The organism is Pirellulaceae bacterium, from assembly GCA_029243025.1.
Lineage (GTDB): Bacteria > Planctomycetota > Planctomycetia > Pirellulales > Pirellulaceae.
The window spans coordinates 69,943-93,051 of sequence record JAQWSU010000055.1 but is presented as its reverse complement, the minus strand read 5'-3'; the positions used below and the strand labels follow the sequence as shown (position 1 = coordinate 93,051).

The window sequence follows — 23,109 nt, the reverse complement described above, 5'->3', positions numbered from 1 at the left end:
AAATAGAGAATGACGAGCGTACCCCCTGCAATCTGTCCGCCGGTCCGCACGTTGATGGGGCCCGGCCCCAGTGACATCCATCCACGCGTCTTGGAAGCCCTGGGGCGTGGTACCGTCGGCCACCTCGATCCCTACTACCTGGAAGTAATGGATCAATTGCAACAGATGTTGCGAGAGCTGTTTCAAACCAAGAACGAGATGACATTTGCTGTCAGTGCAACCGGTTCGGCAGGCATGGAGGCAACGATCGTCAACCTCATTGAACCGGGTGACTCGATGATCGCCTGCGTCAATGGTGTCTTTGGAGCGCGGCTGCGAGACGTCGCTCAACGAGCGGGCGCAGAGGTGACAAGTGTGGAACGTCCCTGGGGCGAGGTTTTCAAGGTTGACGACTTGAAAGACGCCTTATTGCAAGCCAAACCGAAGATCGTAGGCATCGTGATGGCAGAAACATCCACCGGAGCTTGGCAACCGCTCGAAGAGATATCCAATTTAGTGCACGATGCGGGAGCCATGCTGTTGGTAGATTCAGTGACCTCTTTGGGCGGTCTACCAGTAGAAGTCGATCGCTGGAATATTGACGCCATTTACTCAGGATCTCAAAAATGCCTGAGTTGCCCGCCCGGATTGGCTCCCGTCTCCTTTAACCAACGGGCAGTGGATAGCATCCTGAATCGCAAAACAAAAGTTCAAAGCTGGTATCTCGATGTTTCAATGTTAGCCTCTTACTGGGGTGCCGATCGTGTCTATCATCACACGGCACCGATCAACATGTCCTACGCGTTGCATGAAGCAGCCCGAATCATTCTTGCCGAAGGTCTGGACGCTTGTTTTGAGCGGCACGCACTCAATCATCGAGCTTTGAAAGCCGGCTTGGCAGCTTTAGACATCCACTACACGGCCCAGGAGGGACACCAATTACCCATGTTAAATGCGGTGCGCATTCCCACCGGCGTTGATGATGCTCGCGTGCGAGCTGATCTGCTGAATCGATTTGGAATTGAAATTGGCTCCGGTTTGGGAACCTTCAAAGGCAAGGTTTGGCGAATTGGACTAATGGGATATGGGGCTCGGGAGGCCAATGTGCTGTTATTTCTGTCGGCCCTTGAGCAGTTGTTGGCCGAACAAAATTATGGCTTTGATGCTGGCTCAAGTATCGCAGCGGCCAACCAAGTGTATCGCAACTAGAAGAACCGCCATGCACAAAGCTTGCCAAGCCAGTGCAAGACGCAGCATCGACACACCACAATTCGTGCGGGAACTAGACGGCTTCAATGTGTAAGCCACGACGGATCCGCTCAGCCCGGCGGGCTTCATCCATGATGCGGGCAACCTCTTGAACTCGATCAATGCCGATTAATTCAAGAATAGGATCCGTACGATCACTCGAAACAACCTCAATTGTCCCCACGCCGACCATCCGTTCGATGATCCCTTGTTGATAACTGACATCATCAAAATCAATGACTTCGATTCGATGTGAATGTCTCGTGATAATACCACTCTTGTGAATCAAACGCTGATTTGTCAGCACATAATGCACGTCCATTTTCTGTACGGCAAGCAGGCAGATCAAGCCTAGCCAAAGAAGAAGGATCAACCCAAAAAGACCGATCCAGCCAACGCGATCGAGACTCGCCGCCCCCGCGACAAGCGGTAAGAGCACGGTGGCAAGTACGGCAACCAACCAATAGTTGATCATCCCTTTGGCTGAATATCTACCGCGCCACAATTCGTACTCTTCGTCATCCTCTGGAGTTTGGAAAGCCATGGCTTGGGATTGAAGCCGGTCATTCCTCCGAGGAGGTTGGTGGGTCTTCATTTCAAGCGAGTGGCCACATTGCGAACAAAACAAGGCCGCAGCGGGCAGGCCAACACCACATCGCGGACAATTCATCGCCACCCTCATCTCGCCATAGATTCCTTGACGCTGCTCGCAACACCGTGTCTAGCGAGCCGTATCTTCATAAATTGGCAAATGCCTATAGTAGACCTCCAGGGACAACAGATTCAAGGTGGTGACATACAAGCGTCCCCCGTGACTGCCCCAGCGATCGGGGATGGGATCCTGCGGATCCCAACTGCCCGCGAATGATCCGGTCTGGACTTGGGATGAGGTCAACAACGGATGTAAGCGTTGATTCCATGCCTCCCAGTAATCCCCTCGCATATGGAACATCACCTGCGTGGCATAATACCAGTAATAGGTGTCGCGTTTCGGGTTGCTGAGCGAACCGATCTCGGGCACTTGCGAGCGGAGATATTCGGCTCCCAGCACCATATTCCGATTGTCTCGCCGCCACCCCGTATAGAGTCTCATTAAGAGTCCGACGGCCGTCATGGTCGGAGTCGGTTGTCGCCCATGACCTTGTTGAATGGTATTTGGTGCCAGGGGATTGTACCGATACAGCTCGCGACGACGATCGGAAACCTGGGCCATCTCCAACCACACCTCGACAAGTTTCCAGGCGGATACGGGAACTTCAAGATTGGCAAGTTCGGCGCTGCGCATCGCCATCACCATCCATCCCGAGACGGAGGTGTCCGAGCTTACACCCGGGGCGTACCGCCACCCTCCTCGTCGAGGATGTTGTGCCTGAACGATAAAATTGACGGCCCTCTGGGCCGGCTCTCTCAAGGTTGAATCCTGAGTCATACCATAGGCCTCACAGAGAGCAATCGTGGCGATGCCATGACTGTACAGCCATGCGTTCCGCGCCGAATCCTCATCCTCGGCGAGATAAAGATCTCCGTCAGGCTTTTGAGCATCAAGTAGAAAGTCCAGCCCTTCTTTCACCACCTCCTGATACTTGTCACTCTGGTGGTGGTATCCGGCTCCCAAAAACGAGAGCAATGCGAGGCCGGTCGCCGCCGTATCAGATCGCAGAGTCGGAATTTCAACCTCCTCGCCCTCGGCACCAACCCGTCCCAGGCTCCAACGACCGTCAGGCGATTGCTGTTTTGCCAGATAGATTAAGCCCAATTCAATCGCCTCTTCAGTACGTTGCGAGGGACGTCCATTTCCGCCAGCTGGATCTTCGCCACGGCGATTGATCCGTGTCTGAAAAGCCTCCGTGGGCAGTGCGACCTTCGTATCGATCGACAAGGGTCCACCCACGTTGCGTCGAATAAATCGAGCTCGACTGTCGGCGACCAACTGGCTGTCTGGTTGTGCCTGGCGACTGATGACGCCGACGTTCTTCGCTACATCGCTCGACAATCCGCCAACCGATATCGGCAGATCAATCGGCACCACCAAGCCACCAGCCTGACTACGAGCGACGTCGCCGGCTTGCACGGCGACAGCCACATCAGGTGAGGGTGTGTTGTCGCGAACGATGGCAACTCCAGCAAGTGGCACGTCCATCTCAACTTTCGAAACCACCCCGGAAGGACGCCGCATGACTCGAGCTCGAGGCGCTGAATCACCATTTTGAACAAGATCCGAGAAAAGCGGCCCGACTTGCTGACTCGCGGATCCGGCACGTCGGCTGATTGATACGTCCGTCGCCGGCCCGCTGACGCCAGCGCGTGCAACGTCGTCCACCGCGGCACCGACGGGTTCGTTTGATGCGGGGCCGTAAACGCCATCCGTATTGCGACGCACACGTTCACCTTCGGACTGAAGCGGCAAGGCATCCGGTAAACCACTCGATGCGGATTGACTCACAACCTGTACCTGCTGGCTTGGAGTTCCCAGGGGGATCGCTTGAGTGGCAGGAGTTCGCAATCTTTGGTTCATCCCCCCGCCGGGCGCTGCAACGTCAGCCATCTTCGCTTCGGTTGCGCGACTCCGCGCCGGTTGTCCTCCCGTCGCGATGCGGGCGGCACCCTCGCTAACCGAGGACGAATCCGGCGAAGGTTGCGGTTGTGGACTGGCGGATGCCGAGGCGACAGCCGCTTGGCGAGCGAGCCGTGGTTCTGCAGCACCTGCATTCTGCAACCGAACTTGTTGCTCTTGATTAGGTGGAGCCGCAACCACTTTGGCAGCTTCCGTAACGGGCAAGGCAGGATTCACCGTCCCTCCCACGCGGGTGCGAGGCGTAGCAGGTTTCATCATGCCTTGAAGAATTTCGGGTTGTCCTCCACCGGCAGGCTGCTTTTGCCCAATACTCGTCGCAATCCGCAGGGGCCCAATATCAACGCTCGACTTGCCAGCTTGGGCGGTCTGACGCGCGAGTGGCGCATTGGCCTGTCGACGTGTCTCACCAGCTGCTGCATTGGCTTCAACTTCAGCGATCGTCACTGCATCGACCCGGTCAGCCGCTACATCAGACTGGGCCCGCAGATTTGTGGTGGGGGTACTCGCACCGGCCAAACTGCGCGGTATGCGAGCGCCCGCCGCGGGAGCGATCGCAGGTCCCGGCCGACTTTGCTGCGAAGCCTGCTTTCTCTGAGCAGAAGCCGAAGCAAGTGACATCGGCGTGGGAGGCGCCACATCCCCCTGATCCAAATTTGGTGACTCACCCTCCCCGGTGATCCCGCGTTCCGAAACGGTAATGGCCGTTTGGGCTGGAACAGCCGTAGGGTCGGGGGTTACGCGGTCTGCTGCGATTGCCCCCTCGGTCAATGCATTGAGCGGTGAAACGGGAACGAAGGATCGCGTTATCGCCCGATGATCAGATTGTATCTCTGCTGGCTCATTCGCCGACGGAACTGACTTTTCCAGTGAAACACGAGACTGCGCAGAGGTCGCCAAGGCTTCGGTCGACCGTGTCACGGCTTCGGTTGCGAGCCCGGGCGTCGGCCAGGGTTGCGGCTGTTGAGCCGCCTGCTTGTCCAGCGCGACATCAGTGGGTTCCGCCGTGGCATTCGTTCGATCCGGTGCAACCGTCTGAGCAACTTGCGCTGCCATAACATCCACATCGCTGGGAGCTACCGTAACCGGTTGCCGACGTTCCACGATCGGCCGAGTCGTTTCGGCAAGCTGAGGGGATTGCTCGCTCGGTTGCTGACGAGTGGAGTCCGATTCAACCTTCCGCACCACGCCGTCTGGCGTCACTAAATCCGGGCGACGGTTTGTATCGGGAGTTGTGGTCTGTTGGCGTTCGACAGCCAGATTGGCCGGTGTCGCATCGGGATTGCTCTCGCGAGCTGACGACGGCCGATTCCCCGTTGCCATCGCAGCCCGTGCCGGACGTACACCACTTTCCGACCGCACCAGACTGGAGGCTCGCGACGGCACGGTCAACTCGGGTTGATCACGTGTTTCAGATCGGCGGGAAAGCTGCTCTCGCTGCACAGAAACTTGACTGGAAGGCTGTGTTTGCTGGTCTAATTGCTGCCGCACCACTTGCGGCGTCTGGCGTTGTACTTGAGATGGAACGGCCTTCAGTTGCTCGGCTTCCGACTGCTGTGGTGATGGCACATTGTCGACAATCGGCGGTGCAATGCGAGGCTTTAACCTTTGCTCTTGTCGGCTGAGAGTACTCTGCAAGTCAAATTCGCGTGGTGCGGACTTTACCACCTTGGCTCGTTCCACCGACTGCTGTGATGGTTCATGCTCCGGCTGATTAGGAACATCCGGCTGACGTTTTTCCGTTTCGATTGCGATCGACGTCTTTTGGACGTCATCGCGTTGCTCCATTTCCGGTTCTCCTGTGGTCACAGGTTTCTCATATTCTTGTTTGGGACGATCATTTCCATCCGTCGCCAATGGAAAGAATTCGGGCAACGTCTCCTGTTCTTCCTCTTGAACCGCCGCGACCGGCGTCTCCACCACTGAAATCGAAGGCGGCAACAGATTCATCAAAGAGAGAACCAAGAGGACGCTCAAATTGACGATCAGACTCAAAACCAGCGAAAACAACAGCCCGCGTTTCAACCAATGGCTTTTGAGTTGAGCGACCCCGATTAACAAAAAGACAACTGACACGATCGTAACGATCGTCCAAGTCATTGCACTCGTCAGCAAATTTCGATCGTCAAAACGGAGCGTGGCCGCAATGACCCCAATCAGATAAGCTCCCAACAGAATCAGCGCGAGTTGCACCGGCCAACTACGATCCTCGAACGACTCGTGCCGTAGCGGCTCGATTTTTCGAACGTTGTGGCGTCGTTCAGTCATAAGGGCTTAGGTCAATGCTTTCGATTTACGGAAAAGACACCCTCTAATTCTCTGCAGGCACCGCCTTGGCACCTCATCATCTCACTGCGAATCTCACTGCTGCAATTTGGTCGTCGATCCTTGTCTCAAGATTTATTGTCCTGAGATTGAAGTTTTGACATCTTGCAAACCGGCCCGATGACAAGCGTTCATTGCTTGAGCCACCCGATCCCAACTACAGCTACGATCGGCTCGGATAACCACCGTTTGGGTTAATGGATTGTTGACCGCAAGTCGGCCAAGCGCCAATTCCATTTGTTCCAATGTCAGCGATTGTCCGCCCCCGAGGAAGTACTGGCCTTCCTGATCGATATTCAACTCGATGTCTTTGGGCTTCATCGTAATCGGTTTAGATTCGCTGGCCGTCGGCAAATTGACTTCCATCGAACGTTCTTCTTCAGCGAACCGCGTGGCAACCAGAAAAAAAATCAGCAACAAGAACACGACATCAATCAACGGCGTCATGCTGAGCGACTGCAACACCGTGCTCTTGGGAATCTTTACTGCCACCGCTTCACTTTCGTCATTTCCCGATTGATTCGCAACCTCAACCGGCAGTTTTTGATTTAACCGATATTCGCTGGGTCCACTCGATCTGCCGCATCAGGTGGGACGGCGTTTTCTTCGGTTGCCTCTAAAGAATGAGGCGTCACGCGCATCCGTCCTTCAAAACGTTCGACTTGCGGCAAGAGGTTAAACAACATTTCATCGATTTGATGAAACAAGCTTTGGATACGACCTTCAAAATAATGTGAGAAAATGGCCGCGGGGATGGCTACGGCCAGGCCTCCCAAGGTCGTCACCAGCGCCACGTAAATCCCTTGAGCCAGAAAATCCGCTTTATTTTGGCCGGCAGCCAACTGAGTCGTGTCAAAAAAAGCTCGAATCATCCCCCAAACCGTGCCGAACAATCCCATCAAGGGCGCGATGGCTGCAATTAGATTTAACCAACGCACATGCGCGTACAGTCGCCCTGCTTCGCGTTCGCTGGATTCTGCCACCGCATGCTCAACCTCCGACTGCGGACGTCCAGTCTTGAGCAACATGGATCGGATCACCGTCGCGGTCGCAGACGGATATTGTTGGCAGAGGCGATACGCCTGACGTGGGTCGAGTACTCCCGGAACCGCCCCCATCCGGCCGAGCCCTTCCACCAAGCCAATCGGCATCACTTTTTCGCGTCGCAAAGCAATCGCTCGTTCAACAACCAGCATCACGACAAGAACGGACATCACTCCAATCGGAATCATCAACAGCCCACCCTTCATCACCAGGGTGAGCAGATTCAGACGCTCAATCGGGGCCGGCGTTTCGACAACCGGCTGATCGACGTTCGCCAACGCCATCGCCTCGTCAATCACCTGTTCCGCCGAGGGGCCATCTTGCGCCGCCAGCGGCGGAATGGCCCAACAAACGAAAACCAGCGACAGCGCGAGCAGCAGCCGGAAACCAATCTGGGATTCTTTTGATAAATCAGTGAGCATGTGTTTGCATTATGACCAACGCGGAGGAGATCACCGGTGAGTGACTGGGTCATCCTATCAAGTTACGCGTTCATTTTCTGCGCGGGCACCGAATTTGCCAAGCGAATTGCCCTCAAAGCCACCCCGCTTTAGCACGTTTACCGACAAGCGTCTGCTCGCAGGAGTAATGCTGCCAATTCGACCTCACCCCCTGGCGGGTCGCGAATTCGTCACCCGGCGTACTTTTTCAACTGATTTGCGGCCGCCGATGCTTCTTTCGACTGCGGATGTTGTGCCACGACATACTCAAAGAATTTTTGTGCCAAATCAATAAATCGCTGACGCTCGGTCGGCTTATCTTCCTGAGCGGCGACCAGGCCCGCACACTGCCCGGCTTCAAAGCCTGCCTTTGCCTGCCATTGGCGAACTTTTCCATCGGCGTTTTGGTCAAAGCCAAACATCACTTTGCGGAATTCTCGAATCGCATTGAGATATTCTTTTTTGGCATAATACAGCTCTCCCATCATGAATCCAGCCCGCGCCTTGATCTCGCCCCTGGAACGATCAACCACTTTCTTAAACAGTTGCAGAGCGACTGCCTCGTTTCCCAGATTTTGTTGTGCAACCGCCATCTCGTATTGAATTTGAGGAAGGTAGGGCGAATCGGTTTGGTCGGTAGCGATTCTTTCCAGCCAGCCTAAACTTTCTTTCCATTTGCCGAGCTGCCCGGCAGACTGCCCAGCGTGCAAATGAGCCAAAGTCTTGATCGCATCACTGGACAACGTTTGTGCTACAGCCGCGGCGTAATCGGTCAACGCTTGCTGATGATCTTCGCCGCGAAAATGGCACTCACCCTGCATAAACAATGCATCCCCCAGTAAGCTTCCCTGAGGATGCTTTTCCGCTTGCTCGACAAACGCGGCAAGTGCTTGTTCAAAATCGTTGAGTTGATAATGTGACCAACCTAATTTGTACCGCACTTTTTCGCCCAATTTTTGATTCCCTTGGAGCCGACTGCGTGAGCGATCGTAGACTTCCGCAGCTTGATCGTACTCTTCGCGACCGTAAGCGTCCTCGCCAACATGATAAAAGCTTTCGGCAGCCAAACGACTGTCAGGAAACTGTTGTCCGAGTTGAGCGAATGATTCCACCGATTCATCCGACTTATTTTGTGATTTGAGTGCCCAAGCCAATTCATAGAGCACTTTGTCAGCCCCTTCGTAATCCAAATCGTCACTAAGAATCGCGCGAAAGCTATTTGCGGCGGCCTCGTATTGTTTTTGCCCTGCCAAGCAGAGCCCCTGCAAGTAGAGTGCATCAGAGCGTTTTGCGTCCTCAGGTCCGAGTTCAAGATACTTTTTGATATCAGCCAGCGATTGTTCAAAATCACCCGCTTGTTGCCGCGCCATTCCACGAGCATAGATCGCTTGCGGCAACAGAGCATGGGTGGGAAATCCGTCGATCACGGCCGACAAACAGCTTTCGGCCACGTCAAGCTTTCCGGCACGGAGGCTCGACCACCCTCGACCATACTGCGCATAGGGAGCGTAAATGGATTCAGGATAATGTTCCAACACGAATGCATACTCTCGATCAGCGGTCTCAAAGTCTTGCACCGCGTAAGCGTATTCGGCTAAACGAAAATGAGCCTGATCGAGCAACGGACTTTTGGGAAATTCTTCAATTAAGTGGCTGACCGTTTCGCGCGCTTCATCCAACTTTTTTTGTTTACGCTGAGCTCGGGACAAGTTGAGCAGCGTTTCATCTGCCTGACGCCAATCCGATTGGATCTCCAACGATTTCTGGAATGCTGTTTCTGCCGCAGCAAAATGACTGAGTGAAAAATGATTCATGCCCGCCAGATAGTAAGCCTCGGCCCGCTCAGCCGGGTCGGTCATTGCGGGCAGTTTCGCCTCGATGCGATCAAGCGATTCAGAATATTTTTTTTGAGCGAAGAGTGCTAAGGCTTCGCGAATCTTCCACTGCGATGCCTCCTTACGCTCAGCTGAGTTTGCGGCCAAATCGGCAAAAACACGCGCCGCTGCATCATTGTCACCCAGTTGCAAGTGACACTCGGCGACCACGTTTTTCACATCGGGCAACAGATGGTTACTGGGATAAGCTTTGGAAAATTGCTCGGCTAACTTCAATCCGTTTGCATAGTCTTTCAATGCCATCGAGCCGTAGGCAGCATTGTAGAGTGATTGAGGCGCAAGGTCGCTCTCGGGGTGTTCGTCAGCCAATTTGGCGTATAGGTCCACCGCTTCGGCCCGGCGGGATTCAATTTCATACAACGCATCCGCCTGATCCATTAATAAATTCAGCTCGAAAGCGTCTCCCTTCGCCTGGGGCAGCGTCTCCGTAACCACCTGCAGGGCAACCGCTGGCTGGCCTTGCTTTAGATAGACGCGAGCCAACCAGTGAGCCGCTTCGACAGCATATGCCCCTTTGACCTCCCGCACCCGCACAAACCACTTCGATGCCAAGTCCAGCTGTTCGGCTCGAAAGTAGGAACGGGCCGCCGCAATCGTACTGTCTTGCACATAATTCGAGTCGGGAAAGTCTTGGATCAATCTCGCAAAAATTTTTGCTGCCGCTTCGAATCGCTCCTGACGAGCGACCGCAAAAGCTTGACGGTATAGGGCGTGATCGGCCGAGCCAAAATTGGGCAGTTTTGAGAGCGCCGCGAACCGCTGTTCCGCATCGGCAAGGTCCCCAGCTCGTAAGACAGTCTCTGCTTTTCGCAATTTGACCTCGTTGATCAAACTATTTTCAGCAAAATCGTCCAAGAACTTATCGTAGACCGAGCCCGCGTCTGCAAAACGTCCCATTTCTTCAAGAGTCACTCCCAGAGCATACTGAGCATCCGCCCTCAGCGGCGAATCGGGAAACTGATCAACCAGTTGTCGATAAGTTTTTTCTGCTGCCTCTCGTTTTTCTTGGAGGTACAGCGACTCGCCGCGAAAGAACAAGGCCTGATCCCGTTTTCCACCCTGCGGAAAATCCTCCAGCAATTTGGTAAATGCCTGATCGGCTTCCGGAAACAACTCAGGTTTGTTGTCGAGCGCCAGCGAATAGATGGTCCATCCCAGATTGAGGGCAGCTTCCTCCCGTCGATCAAATTCTGCTGCCGAATTGACAACCTTTTGCAACAGCTCTCGTGCCTGTTTCAACTGCTTGAGTTGCATCCGACAAATAGCGAGGTTGTAGGTGGCTTCAATCACTCTAGGGTCATCTTTGTGGTCGTTGAGAAATCTTTGCCACGATTCTGCCGCCAAATCGTAAGCTTGGTTGTTCTGGAAATTTGCGGCCGCTGCAAAAGCGGCTACCGCAGCGGGCGATGAAACCTTCGCATCGTTCGGAGCTTTTGAGGTCTCCTGCGCGAAGCTGATAGGGATCGCCAAGGCGGCCACCCCGATCACGATCAGAGGTAAGAAACGACGAGTCAAATTACGAAAGCCGGAAAACAACATAGATTTGTTTCCAATTTCTCTGCAGTCTAGAGGAACCAAAATTGACGACCTGCCTGTCGCACACCCCTCAGGCATCTTTCTCCCAACCTGACAAGAAACTCACTGTCAGGCACACCAACCATCAGAACGCGGTTGAAATCGCTTTCCTGGCGGGAATTCATCCAATCTAGCTAAGTTTACGGAAAGTGACCGATAGCGACAACTTACGTTTACGGTGGTCAAACTTGAACAACCGCCAGATCAGGTTGCCACAATCGACTCTTGGCTCGCATTCTTGCTTGACAAACGTGGGGGCTCAAGTTCGAATTGAAGAGTGAGGGCAGTTTGGGAGGGAACAGGCCCGCTGCCACTCACACTCATGGGGGCCAGTTCAGAACCGCCGACCATTCGTGTACGGAAGAGGGAGTAGTGAAGTGGCCTTGCCGAAACTTCATTTGCAGCTTGCGGCTGCCAGCGATCACCGATTTCCCCGCCGCCGGGTACGCCGGACCGGCGTCACTCTGGTTGAAATTCTTGTCTCCGTCGCACTGACGCTGTTAGTTGTGCTGGCTGTGGTACGAGTTTTCGAGGTACTCGGAGGGAACGTCACCGAGAGTCGTACCATTCTGGAACTTTCTGGACAGTTGAGAAATGTGTCAGCTCAACTGCAAAATGATCTTAATCGGGTGACCGTTCGGACCCTTCCACCCATCGATCCGGCGTCGGGTGCGGGTTATCTCGAAATTATTGAGGGCGTCCGTTCTGACCGCGATATCGACGGAGACAGTATCGTTAACACGGCCGACCCCCAGGCCGACCCGTTCGCAGTGCGGGTTGAAAATGGGCAACCCCCGCGAGATACGGAAGTCACGAGTCCAGAGTTCCTCAACCGGGTAGCCAACGTGTTGGGTGACACGGATGACATGTTCATGGCAACTCTGAGGAGCACAGGCAAACCATTCACGGGCCAGATTGGCGGTCAGATCTATGAGTCGCCTTTGGCGGAGGTCGTCTGGTGGATTCAGCCCATGCAACCGGCGATGGGTGCTTCATCAACAGCCGGCGCGACCGGATTGGCCATTCACCGCAGGGTACTTCTGATTCGCCCGGATTTGAATCATGTCCCGGCCGTCCGCCAACAGCTTGCCAGCGCTGGCACTGACTATCATAAATTCCTCGCACTTAACGATCTGTCCGTCCGACCGTCGACCAGCGGTTTCGTTGCCAATTCGCTGCAAGATTTAACCAACCGTGAAAATCGATTCGCACACTGGCCGACCAATTTAAACACCATGGGACCAGGAAATTTCCCCTTTTCCGTCAATCGTGATTGGCTCATTCCAGCACTCGATCGGCGAGACCTCGTCATGGCTGATGCGTTGGCATTTGACATCCGAGTGTTCGACCGCTCATCACCGCTCATCAAGCCGACTCCAACATCGCCCTACGTCGTATCGGCGACTGACCCTGGATTTTACACGACGAACGGTTCCGGTCAGCAGGCCGGACTTGGTGCCTATGTTGATCTCGGATATCTTCCAAAACCTAACTCTCAACCTCCCGTGTCTCATTTTTCCGGCTTGCCGCATCCTCGGTCAGGCTTGAGCTCTTTAAACGGAACCTTCAATCCGCTCGCCCCACGCGTCTATTGCAGTTGGTCGACCAAATACGAGACGGATGGCGTCCCACAATTTGGCGGCTTGGACATTGGCACCAACGGTTTAGACGACGATGGAGATGGGATCGTCGATGGAGCCACCGAGCGGGACACGTCGGCTCCATATCCAATTCCCCTTCGTGGCGTCGAAGTTTTGATTCGCTGCCAGGAATTCAGCTCCGGCCAAGTACGACAGGCAAGTGTTGTTGGCGAATTTCTGCCAGAATAGATCGGCTAAACGGCCGTCTTCCTGACATCGATCCAGGATTCCCTGGCATAAGGACGAAGGACGCACGAAGCGTACGAGCCGCAATCAGCATGGAACAGCCTCACCAGATACGCCTGCAGGGGCCTTGGCAATGTGTCCGGCCAAGCGAAAACGTCCCCCCTTCGTCCGCAGAAGACGCGTCCCATGTAACCATTCACTACCGTGAATTGGATGGCCTCCGAAATTGGCTAGGCGATTGCTACCAGGGACCGATCCTCTTCAGACGACGTTTCCAACGGCCAAGCGGCCTCACCCCGCAGAGCCAAGTTCGACTCATCATCGCATCGGAAATCCAGCCCGAACATAGCCGGCTGAACCAGACGGAGCTCAATCTGGCGGCCAACGTGGATTTCGACATTCTCGGCCAACTGCAGATAACAAACGAATTAGAGCTTTGTTTTCGGCTTAGTTCGCAGAAAAGCTGCCCAGGTCTGCTCGACCTCTTCACGGCGACCCTTCGGCTCCAGTAATCTGTGGCGTGGAAAACATCGCTAACAGACTCGCCATGCGGCTTTTGATCAAGGAACCCAATCATGACGCAACCCATGCAGCGAATCCTCGCTACCTTACTGATTTTCGGCTCAATCGCTTCTGTTCCGGCACGTGCTGCCGAAAACAGTCTTACAGAAGCGGAAATCGCTGAAGGCTGGCTGCTGTTGTTTGACGGAGAAAGCCTCTTCGGCTGGCGTCCGGCTGGCGACGCCGATTTCCGTGTGGACAACGGGCGGATCCTGGCCACTTCGGGCGACGTTTGCCTATTGCGTACAACGACTCAATTTAGCGATTACTTGCTTCAGGTCGACTTTCGGGCAGCCGAAGGAACCAACAGCGGTATCTTCCTTCGAACATCCCCCCAACCGTCTCAGGTCGATCGAGATTGCTACGAACTCAATATCGCTCCGCCCGACAACCCCTTCCCGACCGGCAGCCTGGTGGGACGGGAGAAAGTATCGGACACCAGCGCAGCGGCCAACGAATGGCATACCTTCGAAGTCACAGCTCAGGGACGACAGATTGTCGTGAAACTCGACGGCAAACAAATCCTGGATTACACCGACTCCAAAAAACTGGGCAAGGGATTTATCGGCTTGCAACATAACGCAGGAAAAGTCGAGTTTCGAAATGTAAAACTAAAACCGCTCGGCCTGAACCCAATCTTCAACGGCGTCGACCTCGCAGGATGGAAAACCTATCCCGAGATGAAAAGCGAATTCACCGTCACGGAAAAAGGCTGGCTGAATGTGAAGAACGGGCGAGGCCAACTCGAAACAAACGACAGCTTCGGTGACTTCATTCTACAACTGAGCTGCTACTCAAACGGCGAACAACTTAATTCGGGAATCTTTTTCCGCTGTCTACCCGGCTCGACAATGGATGGCTATGAAAGCCAAATCCAAAACGGTTTCAAAGAGGATGATCGCACCAAGCCTGTTGACTGTGGGACCGGCGGAATCTTCCGACGAGTCAACGCAAGAAAAGTCGTCCCCAATGACTTCGAATGGTTTAACAAAACAATTTTCGCGGATGGCCCCCACATTTCAGTCTGGGTCAACGGTTTCCAAGTCACCGATTGGACCGATACCCGCAAAGCCGACCCTAATCCACGACGCGGTTTGCGCACCGAGGCCGGCACGATCATGATCCAAGGCCATGACCCGACCACAGACCTTTCCTTTCGCAACCTAGAAATTGTCGAAATCCCGAGTCGCTGGTAACGTCGCAATTCGGCTCTCCAAAATATTTTTTCAATAGACTAACGCGCCAAGTAACCATCACTCCCACTATTTCCTAGCTCCCCGGCCATCACGAACCGGGGAAGCCTTGGACTGCTTGTTAATTTCGTCGGACGGACTTTTTTCTCCCGACTCACAAAAGTTCCAGCAGCCGACGGCGGCTTTCTTTGCCTTGCGTCGACCGCTGGAAGTGCGCCGTCAGTGAGTGCATCCCGTTAGATCGCCAGCAACAACCATTGCCCGTCTGTTCTATTAACTCGCTTGGTAACAATCAGCAGCCGTAGTATCACCCAAGGGTGAGTCCGAACCCTTGACGAACATGACAACCTTTTTTGGAAACAGAACGCGTACACTTTCCCCGAAAGTTCACCAATTCTGCGTCTGATCCGACCATCGACAAGCCGTTGACTGCCCATTCGCATCAAATTACGTAACGAGGAAAAGGTAGGAGACAGCGTTGAAAATCTCATCATTGATCGAGATTCGTCGTTTGTGAACTTATTCACAAACAAAAATTTGACCATGAAGCGCCGACGGGAATATGTTTAGTAGAGGACAGCTGAGGCGCAGGTTAGTTTTTTCTGAGCAGGAATCTAGGCGACCTTTGAGAAACGGAACCGAGTCGCAAACTTTTTTTGTGTACGGAACGTCTCAATCATCCTTGCTGTACGAAGGTGCTGATCATGAAATTGCGTCAGATTTTAAATTACAAAGGGAACAAGGTACACACAATCACCAAGCATGCTACGCTGCAAGACGTGATTAACGGACTCATCAAGAACAACTGTGGATCGCTTGTCGTACTCCACAAAGAGAAGATGTGTGGCATCGTCACCGAACGAGATATTTTGCGTGCCGCTGCCCAGGGATCTCCGTTAAGCACAAGTCGAGTTGAGCACTCCATGACAGCCGATCTGATTGTTGGCAGTCCGCAGGAAAGCATCAACACGGCCATGGGCTTGATGACCGACCACCGTATCCGACACCTACCGGTTGTGGAGCAGGATCGACTGATAGGGATTATATCGATTGGCGACGTCGTAAAAGCTCAGCACGCGCAACTATCAATGGAAAACCACTATTTAAAAAACTATATTCAGAATTAGGCCGACCTGAGTTCCATGCTCATCCCTGTTCGAGGCCTAGCACTCCCCGAAGATTTCAAAGTCTCTTTACCTTTCAGGAAAGTGTGGTAACGAAATGTCCTTGTTCCTCAACCTCAACAGAGCTCGCATGCGGTTCATATTTCGCTTCATATTACTCGCAACAGTCACGTCGTTCGTAATCGCCTCCTCGGCCCACGCGCAGCAGCAACCGCTATCCGCGAAAACGATTTTAGAGCCAGTTGTGGAAGAATATGGACCAAAATACCAGGACGTCGAAACGGCCATCGATCGACTCCGACGGGGCCAGGTTGGGGAAGCTCGAGAACTGCTCCGCACAGCGAGCAAAAGCAATCCGGAATTACCTCCCGCCGATATCATGTTGGCTCAAATTCTGTTCGGACTGAATCAGCTCTCTGCCGGCCGAACGGCCCTGGAAGAAGCAGCTCGGAACAATCCCACCGATCCGGCCGCTTACGTCTATTTGGGCGAATTAGCTTTTCAAAACCGACGTTGGACGGAAGCAGATCTGCTGTACAAAAAGGCGTTGGAACTGACAAAGGCCTACACGGCCAACCCGAAGCGAAAAAATCGTCTCTTGGTCAACATTCATGGCGGTTTTGGCAGCATGGCTGAATTGCGAGAAAATTGGGCTGAAGCGAAGAAACAACTTCAAGCGTTGTTGGCACTCGACAAGACCAATGCACTTGCGATGACCCGACTCGGTCGCGTGATGTTCAAGATGTCAAAGAATCGGGATGACGAGAATAAGGCTTACAAAGTTTTCCAGGCTCTGCACAAAAGCAAACCGGACGAAACGGCCACAGCCGACGTTAACATGGGATTACTTTACGAGCAGGCAGGAAATCGCAACAACGCAGAAGCGATGATGAAGCGAGCCGCCAAGAACGACGGCAACAACGAAAAGACAAGATTGGCAGTGGCCAAATGGGCGTTGGATGCAAACAACCTGCCAATGGCGAAAGAAAATGCGGAGGCAGCGGCAAAAATCGCCCCCGATTCGCTCGATGCCAAGTTGTACATTGGCTTGATTGCTCGTTTTGAAAACGACCTTCCAACTGCGGAAAAAGCGTTCAAACAGGCCCATCTCCAATCGCCGAACAATTTAGGCGCCATGACGCAACTGTCGCTTGTCATGGTTGATCAAGCCGACGAGAAGAAGCGAGCGGAGGCTTTAGAGTACGCTCGCCTCAATTCACGCATCCACTCGGACCTTTCCAAGGCGGCCGGACGAGAAGCAGCCGTCACCTATGGCTGGGTACTTTCCCGACTGGGGCAAAACGCCAATGCCGTTCGCACGGTTCAACAAGCCATGAGTGCGGGGAGTGTCAGCGCTGACAGTGCCTATCACGCAGCTCAGATTCTCTACGACAGTGGGCAAAACGACGCGGCCAACGCGATTCTCCAAAAGACCTTGGCCAGCGATGCGATGTTCCCTAACCGCAAGGCAGCCGAACAACTGCTGGCAAAGCTGCAAAACTAGGGCGGATTGAAACTTCCTCCGCAGCTAACGCCCGCGCATGAAAAAGGTCGTGGCACGTCGCTCCGTCGTCGTACCACGACCTCCATCCTGAAACGAGAGTCCAACCAAGGTCGATACCCTCGCCCTCCCGGTAATATGGTCGTATAGAACTCATCGGCGCGACGGATGTGCCGCCTGAAGCGGATTTCTCGATTCGTACCGAAAGTTCCGACTCTGCCACGAAAACACGAGCGATGTGTACAAAAAAAGCCGGAGTCCCGACGAGGTCGAGCTCCGGCTGAATCGAACTGGGTGTAGCGTCAGATCGAGTTCTTGCTAATTCAGGTTATTTGTTCCACTTGTAGGGTAGCGTCCAGCGTCTCATTCTCGAGGCGGTTTTAGCTGACTCACTAGGCAATCCGACCGCCGCCTGAGACAAGCCGCGATCGTTTCTATTATAAACGGATGGCTCCGAAGTCGTCTCGGGTGATGGGGGATCGCCCTTGTTCGAGCCCCCCACCTCACCGCCTCCTGAGTCACAACCGGGTTTGGAACAACTGTCACAGTCTGAAGCATGGTGCCGCAGTCCCAACGGGTTTCCACAACAGGGTTTATTTCGAAAAATACCATGGTGATTGTTGCAACCACAGGCGGCCATCCGACAACCGCCCCTCAAACAGCAGGCTCCTTGTGGCTTTCGCTCGTTACAGTAGGTTGACCAAAGGTCAAAGCAGTAACTCACATCGTCCTCGCAACATCCGTAAACGTTGACACCAGCGTAGGGGTCGGCGTGCTGGTCTTGAGATACGAAAGAGTTGTGACCGTGGGAAACAACAACCGTCTTTCCGACTTGTGCTTGAACCGACGTCGCCATGACACACGAGGCGACAAACAATAGCGTGATGATTCTCATCGTCGGACCTCCTTTCGACCGGGGATAGCGTCCGTTAAGTTGCAGACCATGCCGCGAAGAGAGCTTGGAGGACAAGCCTCGCGGGTGGCAAGTGAAGCATACGCGCTGTCAAGCCCCATGCAAACGATCACCGCTTTTTTTTCCGTCGACTTCTCCAAATCAGGTGCGTCTGCAGCTACTACGTAAACAATACCCTCACCAACAGTTGACGACATTAAGGAAGAGGCAGAAACTTTACCGTCTGAACAAGCATCTTGAGCGATGTCGCGACCGCAAACTCAACCTAAGCTGCAGGCTTTATCGAATACTGCCCGAGACGTTAATTGGCACTAAGCCAGCGATAGAAAGTAAAAAGAAGATGAACCTGCTTCCGGTGGCTACCGCTATCGTAGAACAAGAATCATGGGCATCGGCGCAGCTCGCCCTGATTTTCGGCAGCTTAGGAATATTTCTCGTCCTGACGCGTCTCCCGCGTTTGCAAGGGACGACGTTGGTCGCGCCCGCCCGCTGGATAATGCTCTCGTTGCTGGTCGTTTCATTCACCGAAACGGCCATTGGCTGGCTCGCCCCCCCATCAGCTTCGACGTGGCGATACCTTGCCTCGATTTCTACGCTTTGCCCAACCATGGCAGTCCTCGGCGCCAAACGTCCTCAGGATCGAGGCTGGCAATTTATCGTCGCTTCACTGTGGCTTGTGCTCGCACTTCCCGCAGCGCAGGATCTCGCATTCGCCGGAGGTACAGTTTTCTCACTCCATCCGACTTGGGAGTGGTTTCTTCTTTTGCTGATTGCGATCGGTTGCTCCAACCAGCTGCCAACTCGATTTGGAATCGCCACCCTCTTGGTAACTGCCGCACAAATCGTTCTGCTGGGCGGCCAGTTACCTTTTTTGCAAAGCTGGAATTGGCAACGATGGCATTGGCTGGCGTTACCGATGATCACCGGCGCGATCGCATTGGCTTGGCTTCAGACACGCAAACAGCGAACCGCCAGTGGGTGGGATCAAGTCTGGACCGATTTCCGAGATCAATTCGGAACAGTTTGGGCCTTGCGAGTCATGGAACGAATGAACCATGCAACTCGAATGCACGACTGGAAGGCACGGCTCAGCTGGCGAGGTTTTCTGGCCACAGAACATTCGGGGGAAACACCGAATCCGACTCAGCAAAAGCTCGACAAAGAAATGGAGGTCAGCTTTCGCACTTTACTGCGGCGTTTTGTGTCACCCGCATGGATCGATAGCCGACTCGCTGACAATCAATCGACTAATTCCGAGTGCTGATCTGCCAACTCCGATCGACGCTACAGCCGTCGGTGTGATTGGTGCAACCTAGCGGAACGCAACTCCCCACGTTCGGGAAGTCCAAAAACCTAAACAGCGAGTGGCGTTCCAGCAGACTCTCCCAACCGTGCCCAGTAAACGCAAGGTAACAAGCGTCAGCAGGACAGCCAACAAGATTAACAGCCATTGAATGCGCATCGCTCAACCCCGACAACCTCTTGGGCGTAGCCAGTTTTTTCGAACGCAGTAAATTTACGCCGCTCGAGAAGTTCCTGCACGCGGTAAATGATTGCGAAGCGTTTCCTCAAGAATCTCGGATCGCTCACGTCCTGACAGCTGAGAGATGGCATTCAATTGCGCCTCGAGTTCGGCCGATAGATTGACGTCTGGCTTCGCTTTACTTGTTTCAGCACGAGCAATTCGCTGGCTCGCTTGCTTGATCGCACGTACCGGTTCACTCTCCATCATTCGGTCAAGAACTTCCAGCCGCGTATTGCTATCAATCAACTTTTCTCGCTCACGCATACTGGTGGAAAATAGAGAAACCATTCCCCACAATCCGACTGCAATTGCAGTGAGTGTGAGCATCACTGACGCCTGACCCTCCGAATTAATGCTCGCTGTTTGCGCGACGTAACTAAAGATAGAAGCGGCAAGCACTAAAATGGCAGCGGGCGTTTGATTCATCAGGATTCCTTTCTCTGAATTGCCAGCATGTGCAGGTCGACCAGCGGACGAGTGCACCCTGGCTTTTTGCTCCCAGCGAGCGGAGCCAACTATTGGCGTGGCGAGCATAATGATCGAATGGTCCGGTGTCCACGTCGATTTCAATTCAAAACGCCCAGGCAATTCGTTTCCCCCCACATCGATCCACAATGGATGGAAAGCGATCCGGGTGGTAGCTGGCTCGCACGAATACCAACAGTTAACCGTTTCCAGCACAGCTAGCCCAATGGAGCGGTTCGGCAGCACGCTCGACAGTGAAATACGTCAATCCCGACCTCCATACCGCATCAGGAAGTAAACAAAGGTGCTGACCGCCGCCAAAGTCGCGGCAACGTAAGTCATCGCCGCCGCATTCAGGACGCGATTGACACCGATCATCTCCCCCGCTGGAACAATATTAAGATTGACTAATTCAGCTTTTGCCCGATTACTGGCGTCGAATTCGACAGGCAGATTCACGACTTGAAAGACCACCACCGCTCCGAAAAGCAGTAAGGCAAAGTCCATCATCATACCGCCCAATGCTTCCGAAATCCCCGAAAGGAAAAATCCGCCGATCAAAATAAAAATCGCTCCACGGCTACCAAAACTAGCAGCAGGAACCGCCAAATTCCGCAAAACGAGTGGCAAATAATTGCGAGATTTTTGGATTGCATGCCCTGCCTCATGGGCCGCAATCCCAACCGCCGCTTGATTTTGACCGCGGTATACATCATCGCTCAATCGCAGTACGTTTGCCCGTGGATCGTAATGGTCTGACAAATGACCGGGCGTTTGCTCGATATTGACGTTCTGCAACCCTGCAGAATCCAGGATGTAGCGAGCTGCCGCAGCACCACTCAGCTGGGCCGGCATTCTGCTTGCCTCGCCGTAAGCCGTCTTCACCCGATGCTGGGCCCACATTGCCAGAAAGAACGCTGGAGCCGATATAATCAGATACAGAGGATCAAAAATCATTATTTGCCTCAATTCTTTCGATGATAATCCTGTATAGGGGTAGCCACTCTGCAACCGAACCATGGACGATTGCATTTGCTACCTGTATTCTTTACTCGCGGTCCAGCGGCGGCAAGGCGGCTTGGCAGGGTCGTTAGGTTCATTAGTCGTTCCCCCATTTGGGCCTAACATCGAAAACCAAAGATGGTGGCCTGTTTCCTTGGCCTTGCGTGCACCAAAATCATGTCAAAACCACTAGCTGCGTTACAAGCTTCAAATCAGAACAACCGATTCGTTCGAACGTACTCTTCGATCGGACTCGCTCTGTTAGCCCTCATTTTCAGCTCCGGCTGCCTCTCCGAAACCGACTCGGCGGACTCGAACACGACCAACGTCACCCGGGTCAGCCCTGGGCCAGACAAAGACTTGTTGGGAGAAAAACTGGATGGAGTGCTTGACTTCACACTCCAAAAACGACGCCTTAATACGCACGACCACGGCGCTTGGCAAATCATGCACGGCGTGCTGGCCTACCAGCACGAGTTCCCAGTCCAAGTAGGTCGAGATCGTCAAAGCGTATCCGCCGTCGACTACGTTCTCAATGGCGGCACCATGAGGGGCTGGTCCGTCCAACCTGGTGATCAATTGGAAAACGGACGCCGCGGACTCAGGGCGGTTGTCGAACCAGGCACCAAAAAAGGACAAGGTCACGCCGATCAATGGCTGGCAGTGCTCGCACAATGCGGTCTCGCACCCGACCAAACAATCAAGGTCGGACCCGATGAATACAACATGACCGACTTTTTACAACAGGTTCAACGTGACGCACCCAGGAACCTCAATGAAGAGTGGAGCTGGACACTGATTGGTTTGACATCCTACCTACCGACCGACAGCACTTGGGTGGCGAATGATGGTCAGACATGGTCCGTCGAACGATTAGTTGAGGGCGAGCTGGATCAAGATATTTACAATAGCGCTTGCGGCGGAACCCACCGCTTGATCGGTGTGGCAATGGCATTGAATCAGCATTTGGCCAATGGTGGCGAACTGACTGGCGTGTGGCAAAGAGCAGATGAAACGCTCCAAAAAGCGATTAATGATGCCCGTCGATGGCAAAATCCGGACGGTTCCTTATCGACTAACTATTTCCGTCGCCCCGGCACTTCACCCGACTTGGCGATTGGACTGGGCACAACTGGCCATGTGCTCGAATTCCTAGTGCTGGCTATGAACAACGAGCAACTCTCCGAACCGTGGGTCACTCGAGCAGCCAATCACTTGTGCGATCTCTGCAACCAAACTCGGCAAGTTCAATTGGAGTGCGGAGCGTTATATCACGCGATCCACGGCCTAGTTCTTTATCGGGAACGCCTCTACGGTCCGCGATCTTACAATTCCGTTCAGGCCACCGCACAGTCGCGAGTCGACAGCCAGCGAAATTAGGAGTAGGCGGACTTTCTAGCGTTTGTCCGAGCCAGGATCGCTTGAGTTAGCTTCTCCGGTCGCTTCTCCGGTCGCTTCGGTGATCTTGGTTTCTGCCTGAACCTCCTGCAAAGCTGCTTGCGCTTCGGAAACGAGCTTCATCGCCTGATTGACCATCGGCAAAACCACGCCCATTCCTTGGTTTGTCGGCGCCTTACCGTTGATTGTCTTCACCTGCAAATCAGTGCATTCGATCTTCTGAGCGCGGACCAACAGCGGGTTTTGGACCTGGCTACGCATCCCCATCATCAACGCGAATGCTAAAAGAGGATAGACAATCCATCGTTCACGATTTGTCATCGATTCTACGTCCTTACCAATTTTCAAAATCCGAATACGACGATTGGAGTCAAACCGGCACGTAACTCTTCTAATCTTCGAAAATTCTTTGCCTGTCACATCGAAAACTTACCAGCGAACCCGCTTTTGTCGCCAGTCTAGTTAAAAATGGGCGGCGGCTGAACCGAAGAATCGTGCCCGGTTCACTACGAAGGCCGAGAGT

17 protein-coding genes are annotated in these 23,109 nt (G+C 53.7%); 8 read left to right on the top strand and 9 right to left on the bottom strand.

The window, feature by feature from the left end:
* Positions 1–9: 9 nt before the first annotated feature.
* Positions 10–1,188: an alanine--glyoxylate aminotransferase family protein gene (locus tag P8N76_26870; protein ID MDG2385322.1), complete on the top strand. Its 1,179-nt coding sequence runs from the start codon at positions 10–12 to the stop codon at positions 1,186–1,188.
* A 73-nt stretch (positions 1,189–1,261) separates the two neighbouring features.
* Here the strand turns inward: P8N76_26870 and P8N76_26865 are convergent, their stop codons facing one another.
* The 5 genes from P8N76_26865 to P8N76_26845 form a co-directional block, all read right to left on the bottom strand.
* Positions 1,262–1,897, bottom strand: coding sequence for a PH domain-containing protein (locus P8N76_26865; GenBank protein MDG2385321.1), 636 nt, complete (start codon positions 1,895–1,897; stop codon positions 1,262–1,264).
* A gap of 51 nt (positions 1,898–1,948) precedes the next feature.
* Positions 1,949–6,067 carry a hypothetical protein gene (locus P8N76_26860; protein MDG2385320.1) on the bottom strand — a complete coding sequence of 1,373 codons (4,119 nt, stop codon included), beginning with the start codon at positions 6,065–6,067 and terminating at the stop codon, positions 1,949–1,951.
* Positions 6,068–6,199: 132 nt separating this feature from the next.
* Positions 6,200–6,616, bottom strand: a complete 417-nt coding sequence (locus P8N76_26855; protein ID MDG2385319.1) for a biopolymer transporter ExbD — start codon at positions 6,614–6,616, stop codon at positions 6,200–6,202.
* A gap of 56 nt (positions 6,617–6,672) precedes the next feature.
* Positions 6,673–7,590, bottom strand: a complete 918-nt coding sequence (locus P8N76_26850; protein ID MDG2385318.1) for a MotA/TolQ/ExbB proton channel family protein — start codon at positions 7,588–7,590, stop codon at positions 6,673–6,675.
* 209 nt (positions 7,591–7,799) lie between these two features.
* The gene (locus P8N76_26845) at positions 7,800–11,042 is read right to left on the bottom strand and encodes a tetratricopeptide repeat protein (GenBank protein ID MDG2385317.1); all 3,243 of its coding nucleotides are present in this window, start codon (positions 11,040–11,042) and stop codon (positions 7,800–7,802) included.
* A 413-nt stretch (positions 11,043–11,455) separates the two neighbouring features.
* Here P8N76_26845 and P8N76_26840 point away from each other — a divergent pair, with 413 nt between their 5' ends.
* From P8N76_26840 to P8N76_26820, 5 genes are all read left to right on the top strand, one after another.
* Positions 11,456–12,907, top strand: coding sequence for a hypothetical protein (locus P8N76_26840; GenBank protein MDG2385316.1), 1,452 nt, complete (start codon positions 11,456–11,458; stop codon positions 12,905–12,907).
* Positions 12,908–12,996: 89 nt separating this feature from the next.
* A complete protein-coding gene (locus tag P8N76_26835) occupies positions 12,997–13,416 on the top strand; it encodes a hypothetical protein (GenBank protein MDG2385315.1) in 420 nt (139 codons plus the stop codon).
* A 63-nt stretch (positions 13,417–13,479) separates the two neighbouring features.
* Positions 13,480–14,661, top strand: coding sequence for a DUF1080 domain-containing protein (locus P8N76_26830; GenBank protein MDG2385314.1), 1,182 nt, complete (start codon positions 13,480–13,482; stop codon positions 14,659–14,661).
* Positions 14,662–15,362: 701 nt separating this feature from the next.
* Positions 15,363–15,785 carry a CBS domain-containing protein gene (locus P8N76_26825; protein ID MDG2385313.1) on the top strand — a complete coding sequence of 141 codons (423 nt, stop codon included), beginning with the start codon at positions 15,363–15,365 and terminating at the stop codon, positions 15,783–15,785.
* 127 nt (positions 15,786–15,912) lie between these two features.
* Positions 15,913–17,286 (top strand): tetratricopeptide repeat protein, encoded by a 1,374-nt coding sequence (locus P8N76_26820; GenBank protein MDG2385312.1) that lies wholly within the window; start codon positions 15,913–15,915, stop codon positions 17,284–17,286.
* Positions 17,287–17,611: 325 nt separating this feature from the next.
* Here the strand turns inward: P8N76_26820 and P8N76_26815 are convergent, their stop codons facing one another.
* Complete coding sequence (locus P8N76_26815; protein MDG2385311.1) at positions 17,612–18,178, bottom strand: hypothetical protein; 567 nt, start codon at positions 18,176–18,178, stop codon at positions 17,612–17,614.
* A gap of 358 nt (positions 18,179–18,536) precedes the next feature.
* Between P8N76_26815 and P8N76_26810 the strand changes: the two genes are divergently transcribed.
* The gene (locus tag P8N76_26810) at positions 18,537–19,460 is read left to right on the top strand and encodes a hypothetical protein (protein ID MDG2385310.1); all 924 of its coding nucleotides are present in this window, start codon (positions 18,537–18,539) and stop codon (positions 19,458–19,460) included.
* A 252-nt stretch (positions 19,461–19,712) separates the two neighbouring features.
* On the opposite strand, the gene P8N76_26805 is transcribed toward P8N76_26810, so the two are convergent.
* Both P8N76_26805 and P8N76_26800 read right to left on the bottom strand, forming a co-directional pair.
* Positions 19,713–20,147 (bottom strand): hypothetical protein, encoded by a 435-nt coding sequence (locus tag P8N76_26805; protein MDG2385309.1) that lies wholly within the window; start codon positions 20,145–20,147, stop codon positions 19,713–19,715.
* 303 nt (positions 20,148–20,450) lie between these two features.
* Entirely contained in the window at positions 20,451–21,143 is a 693-nt protein-coding gene (locus tag P8N76_26800) for a zinc metallopeptidase (GenBank protein MDG2385308.1), read from the bottom strand.
* A 222-nt stretch (positions 21,144–21,365) separates the two neighbouring features.
* Here P8N76_26800 and P8N76_26795 point away from each other — a divergent pair, with 222 nt between their 5' ends.
* On the top strand, positions 21,366–22,568 hold the full coding sequence (locus tag P8N76_26795; protein MDG2385307.1) for an ADP-ribosylation factor-directed GTPase activating protein isoform b: 1,203 nt from the start codon (positions 21,366–21,368) through the stop codon (positions 22,566–22,568).
* A 15-nt stretch (positions 22,569–22,583) separates the two neighbouring features.
* Here the strand turns inward: P8N76_26795 and P8N76_26790 are convergent, their stop codons facing one another.
* Complete coding sequence (locus P8N76_26790) at positions 22,584–22,907, bottom strand: hypothetical protein (GenBank protein MDG2385306.1); 324 nt, start codon at positions 22,905–22,907, stop codon at positions 22,584–22,586.
* Positions 22,908–23,109: the final 202 nt, after the last annotated feature.

Excerpts from the sequence above, each read along its gene's own strand:
- P8N76_26870 (MDG2385322.1), top strand. The coding sequence starts at position 10 with ATGACGAGCGTACCCCCTGCAATCTGTCCGCCGGTCCGCACGTTGATG.
- P8N76_26865 (MDG2385321.1), bottom strand. The coding sequence starts at position 1,897 with ATGAATTGTCCGCGATGTGGTGTTGGCCTGCCCGCTGCGGCCTTGTTT.
- P8N76_26860 (MDG2385320.1), bottom strand. The coding sequence starts at position 6,067 with ATGACTGAACGACGCCACAACGTTCGAAAAATCGAGCCGCTACGGCAC.
- P8N76_26850 (MDG2385318.1), bottom strand. The coding sequence starts at position 7,590 with ATGCTCACTGATTTATCAAAAGAATCCCAGATTGGTTTCCGGCTGCTG.
- P8N76_26845 (MDG2385317.1), bottom strand. The coding sequence starts at position 11,042 with ATGTTGTTTTCCGGCTTTCGTAATTTGACTCGTCGTTTCTTACCTCTG.
- P8N76_26835 (MDG2385315.1), top strand. The coding sequence starts at position 12,997 with ATGGAACAGCCTCACCAGATACGCCTGCAGGGGCCTTGGCAATGTGTC.
- P8N76_26830 (MDG2385314.1), top strand. The coding sequence starts at position 13,480 with ATGACGCAACCCATGCAGCGAATCCTCGCTACCTTACTGATTTTCGGC.
- P8N76_26825 (MDG2385313.1), top strand. The coding sequence starts at position 15,363 with ATGAAATTGCGTCAGATTTTAAATTACAAAGGGAACAAGGTACACACA.
- P8N76_26820 (MDG2385312.1), top strand. The coding sequence starts at position 15,913 with ATGCGGTTCATATTTCGCTTCATATTACTCGCAACAGTCACGTCGTTC.
- P8N76_26815 (MDG2385311.1), bottom strand. The coding sequence starts at position 18,178 with ATGAGAATCATCACGCTATTGTTTGTCGCCTCGTGTGTCATGGCGACG.
- P8N76_26810 (MDG2385310.1), top strand. The coding sequence starts at position 18,537 with ATGAACCTGCTTCCGGTGGCTACCGCTATCGTAGAACAAGAATCATGG.
- P8N76_26805 (MDG2385309.1), bottom strand. The coding sequence starts at position 20,147 with ATGAATCAAACGCCCGCTGCCATTTTAGTGCTTGCCGCTTCTATCTTT.
- P8N76_26800 (MDG2385308.1), bottom strand. The coding sequence starts at position 21,143 with ATGATTTTTGATCCTCTGTATCTGATTATATCGGCTCCAGCGTTCTTT.
- P8N76_26795 (MDG2385307.1), top strand. The coding sequence starts at position 21,366 with ATGTCAAAACCACTAGCTGCGTTACAAGCTTCAAATCAGAACAACCGA.
- P8N76_26790 (MDG2385306.1), bottom strand. The coding sequence starts at position 22,907 with ATGACAAATCGTGAACGATGGATTGTCTATCCTCTTTTAGCATTCGCG.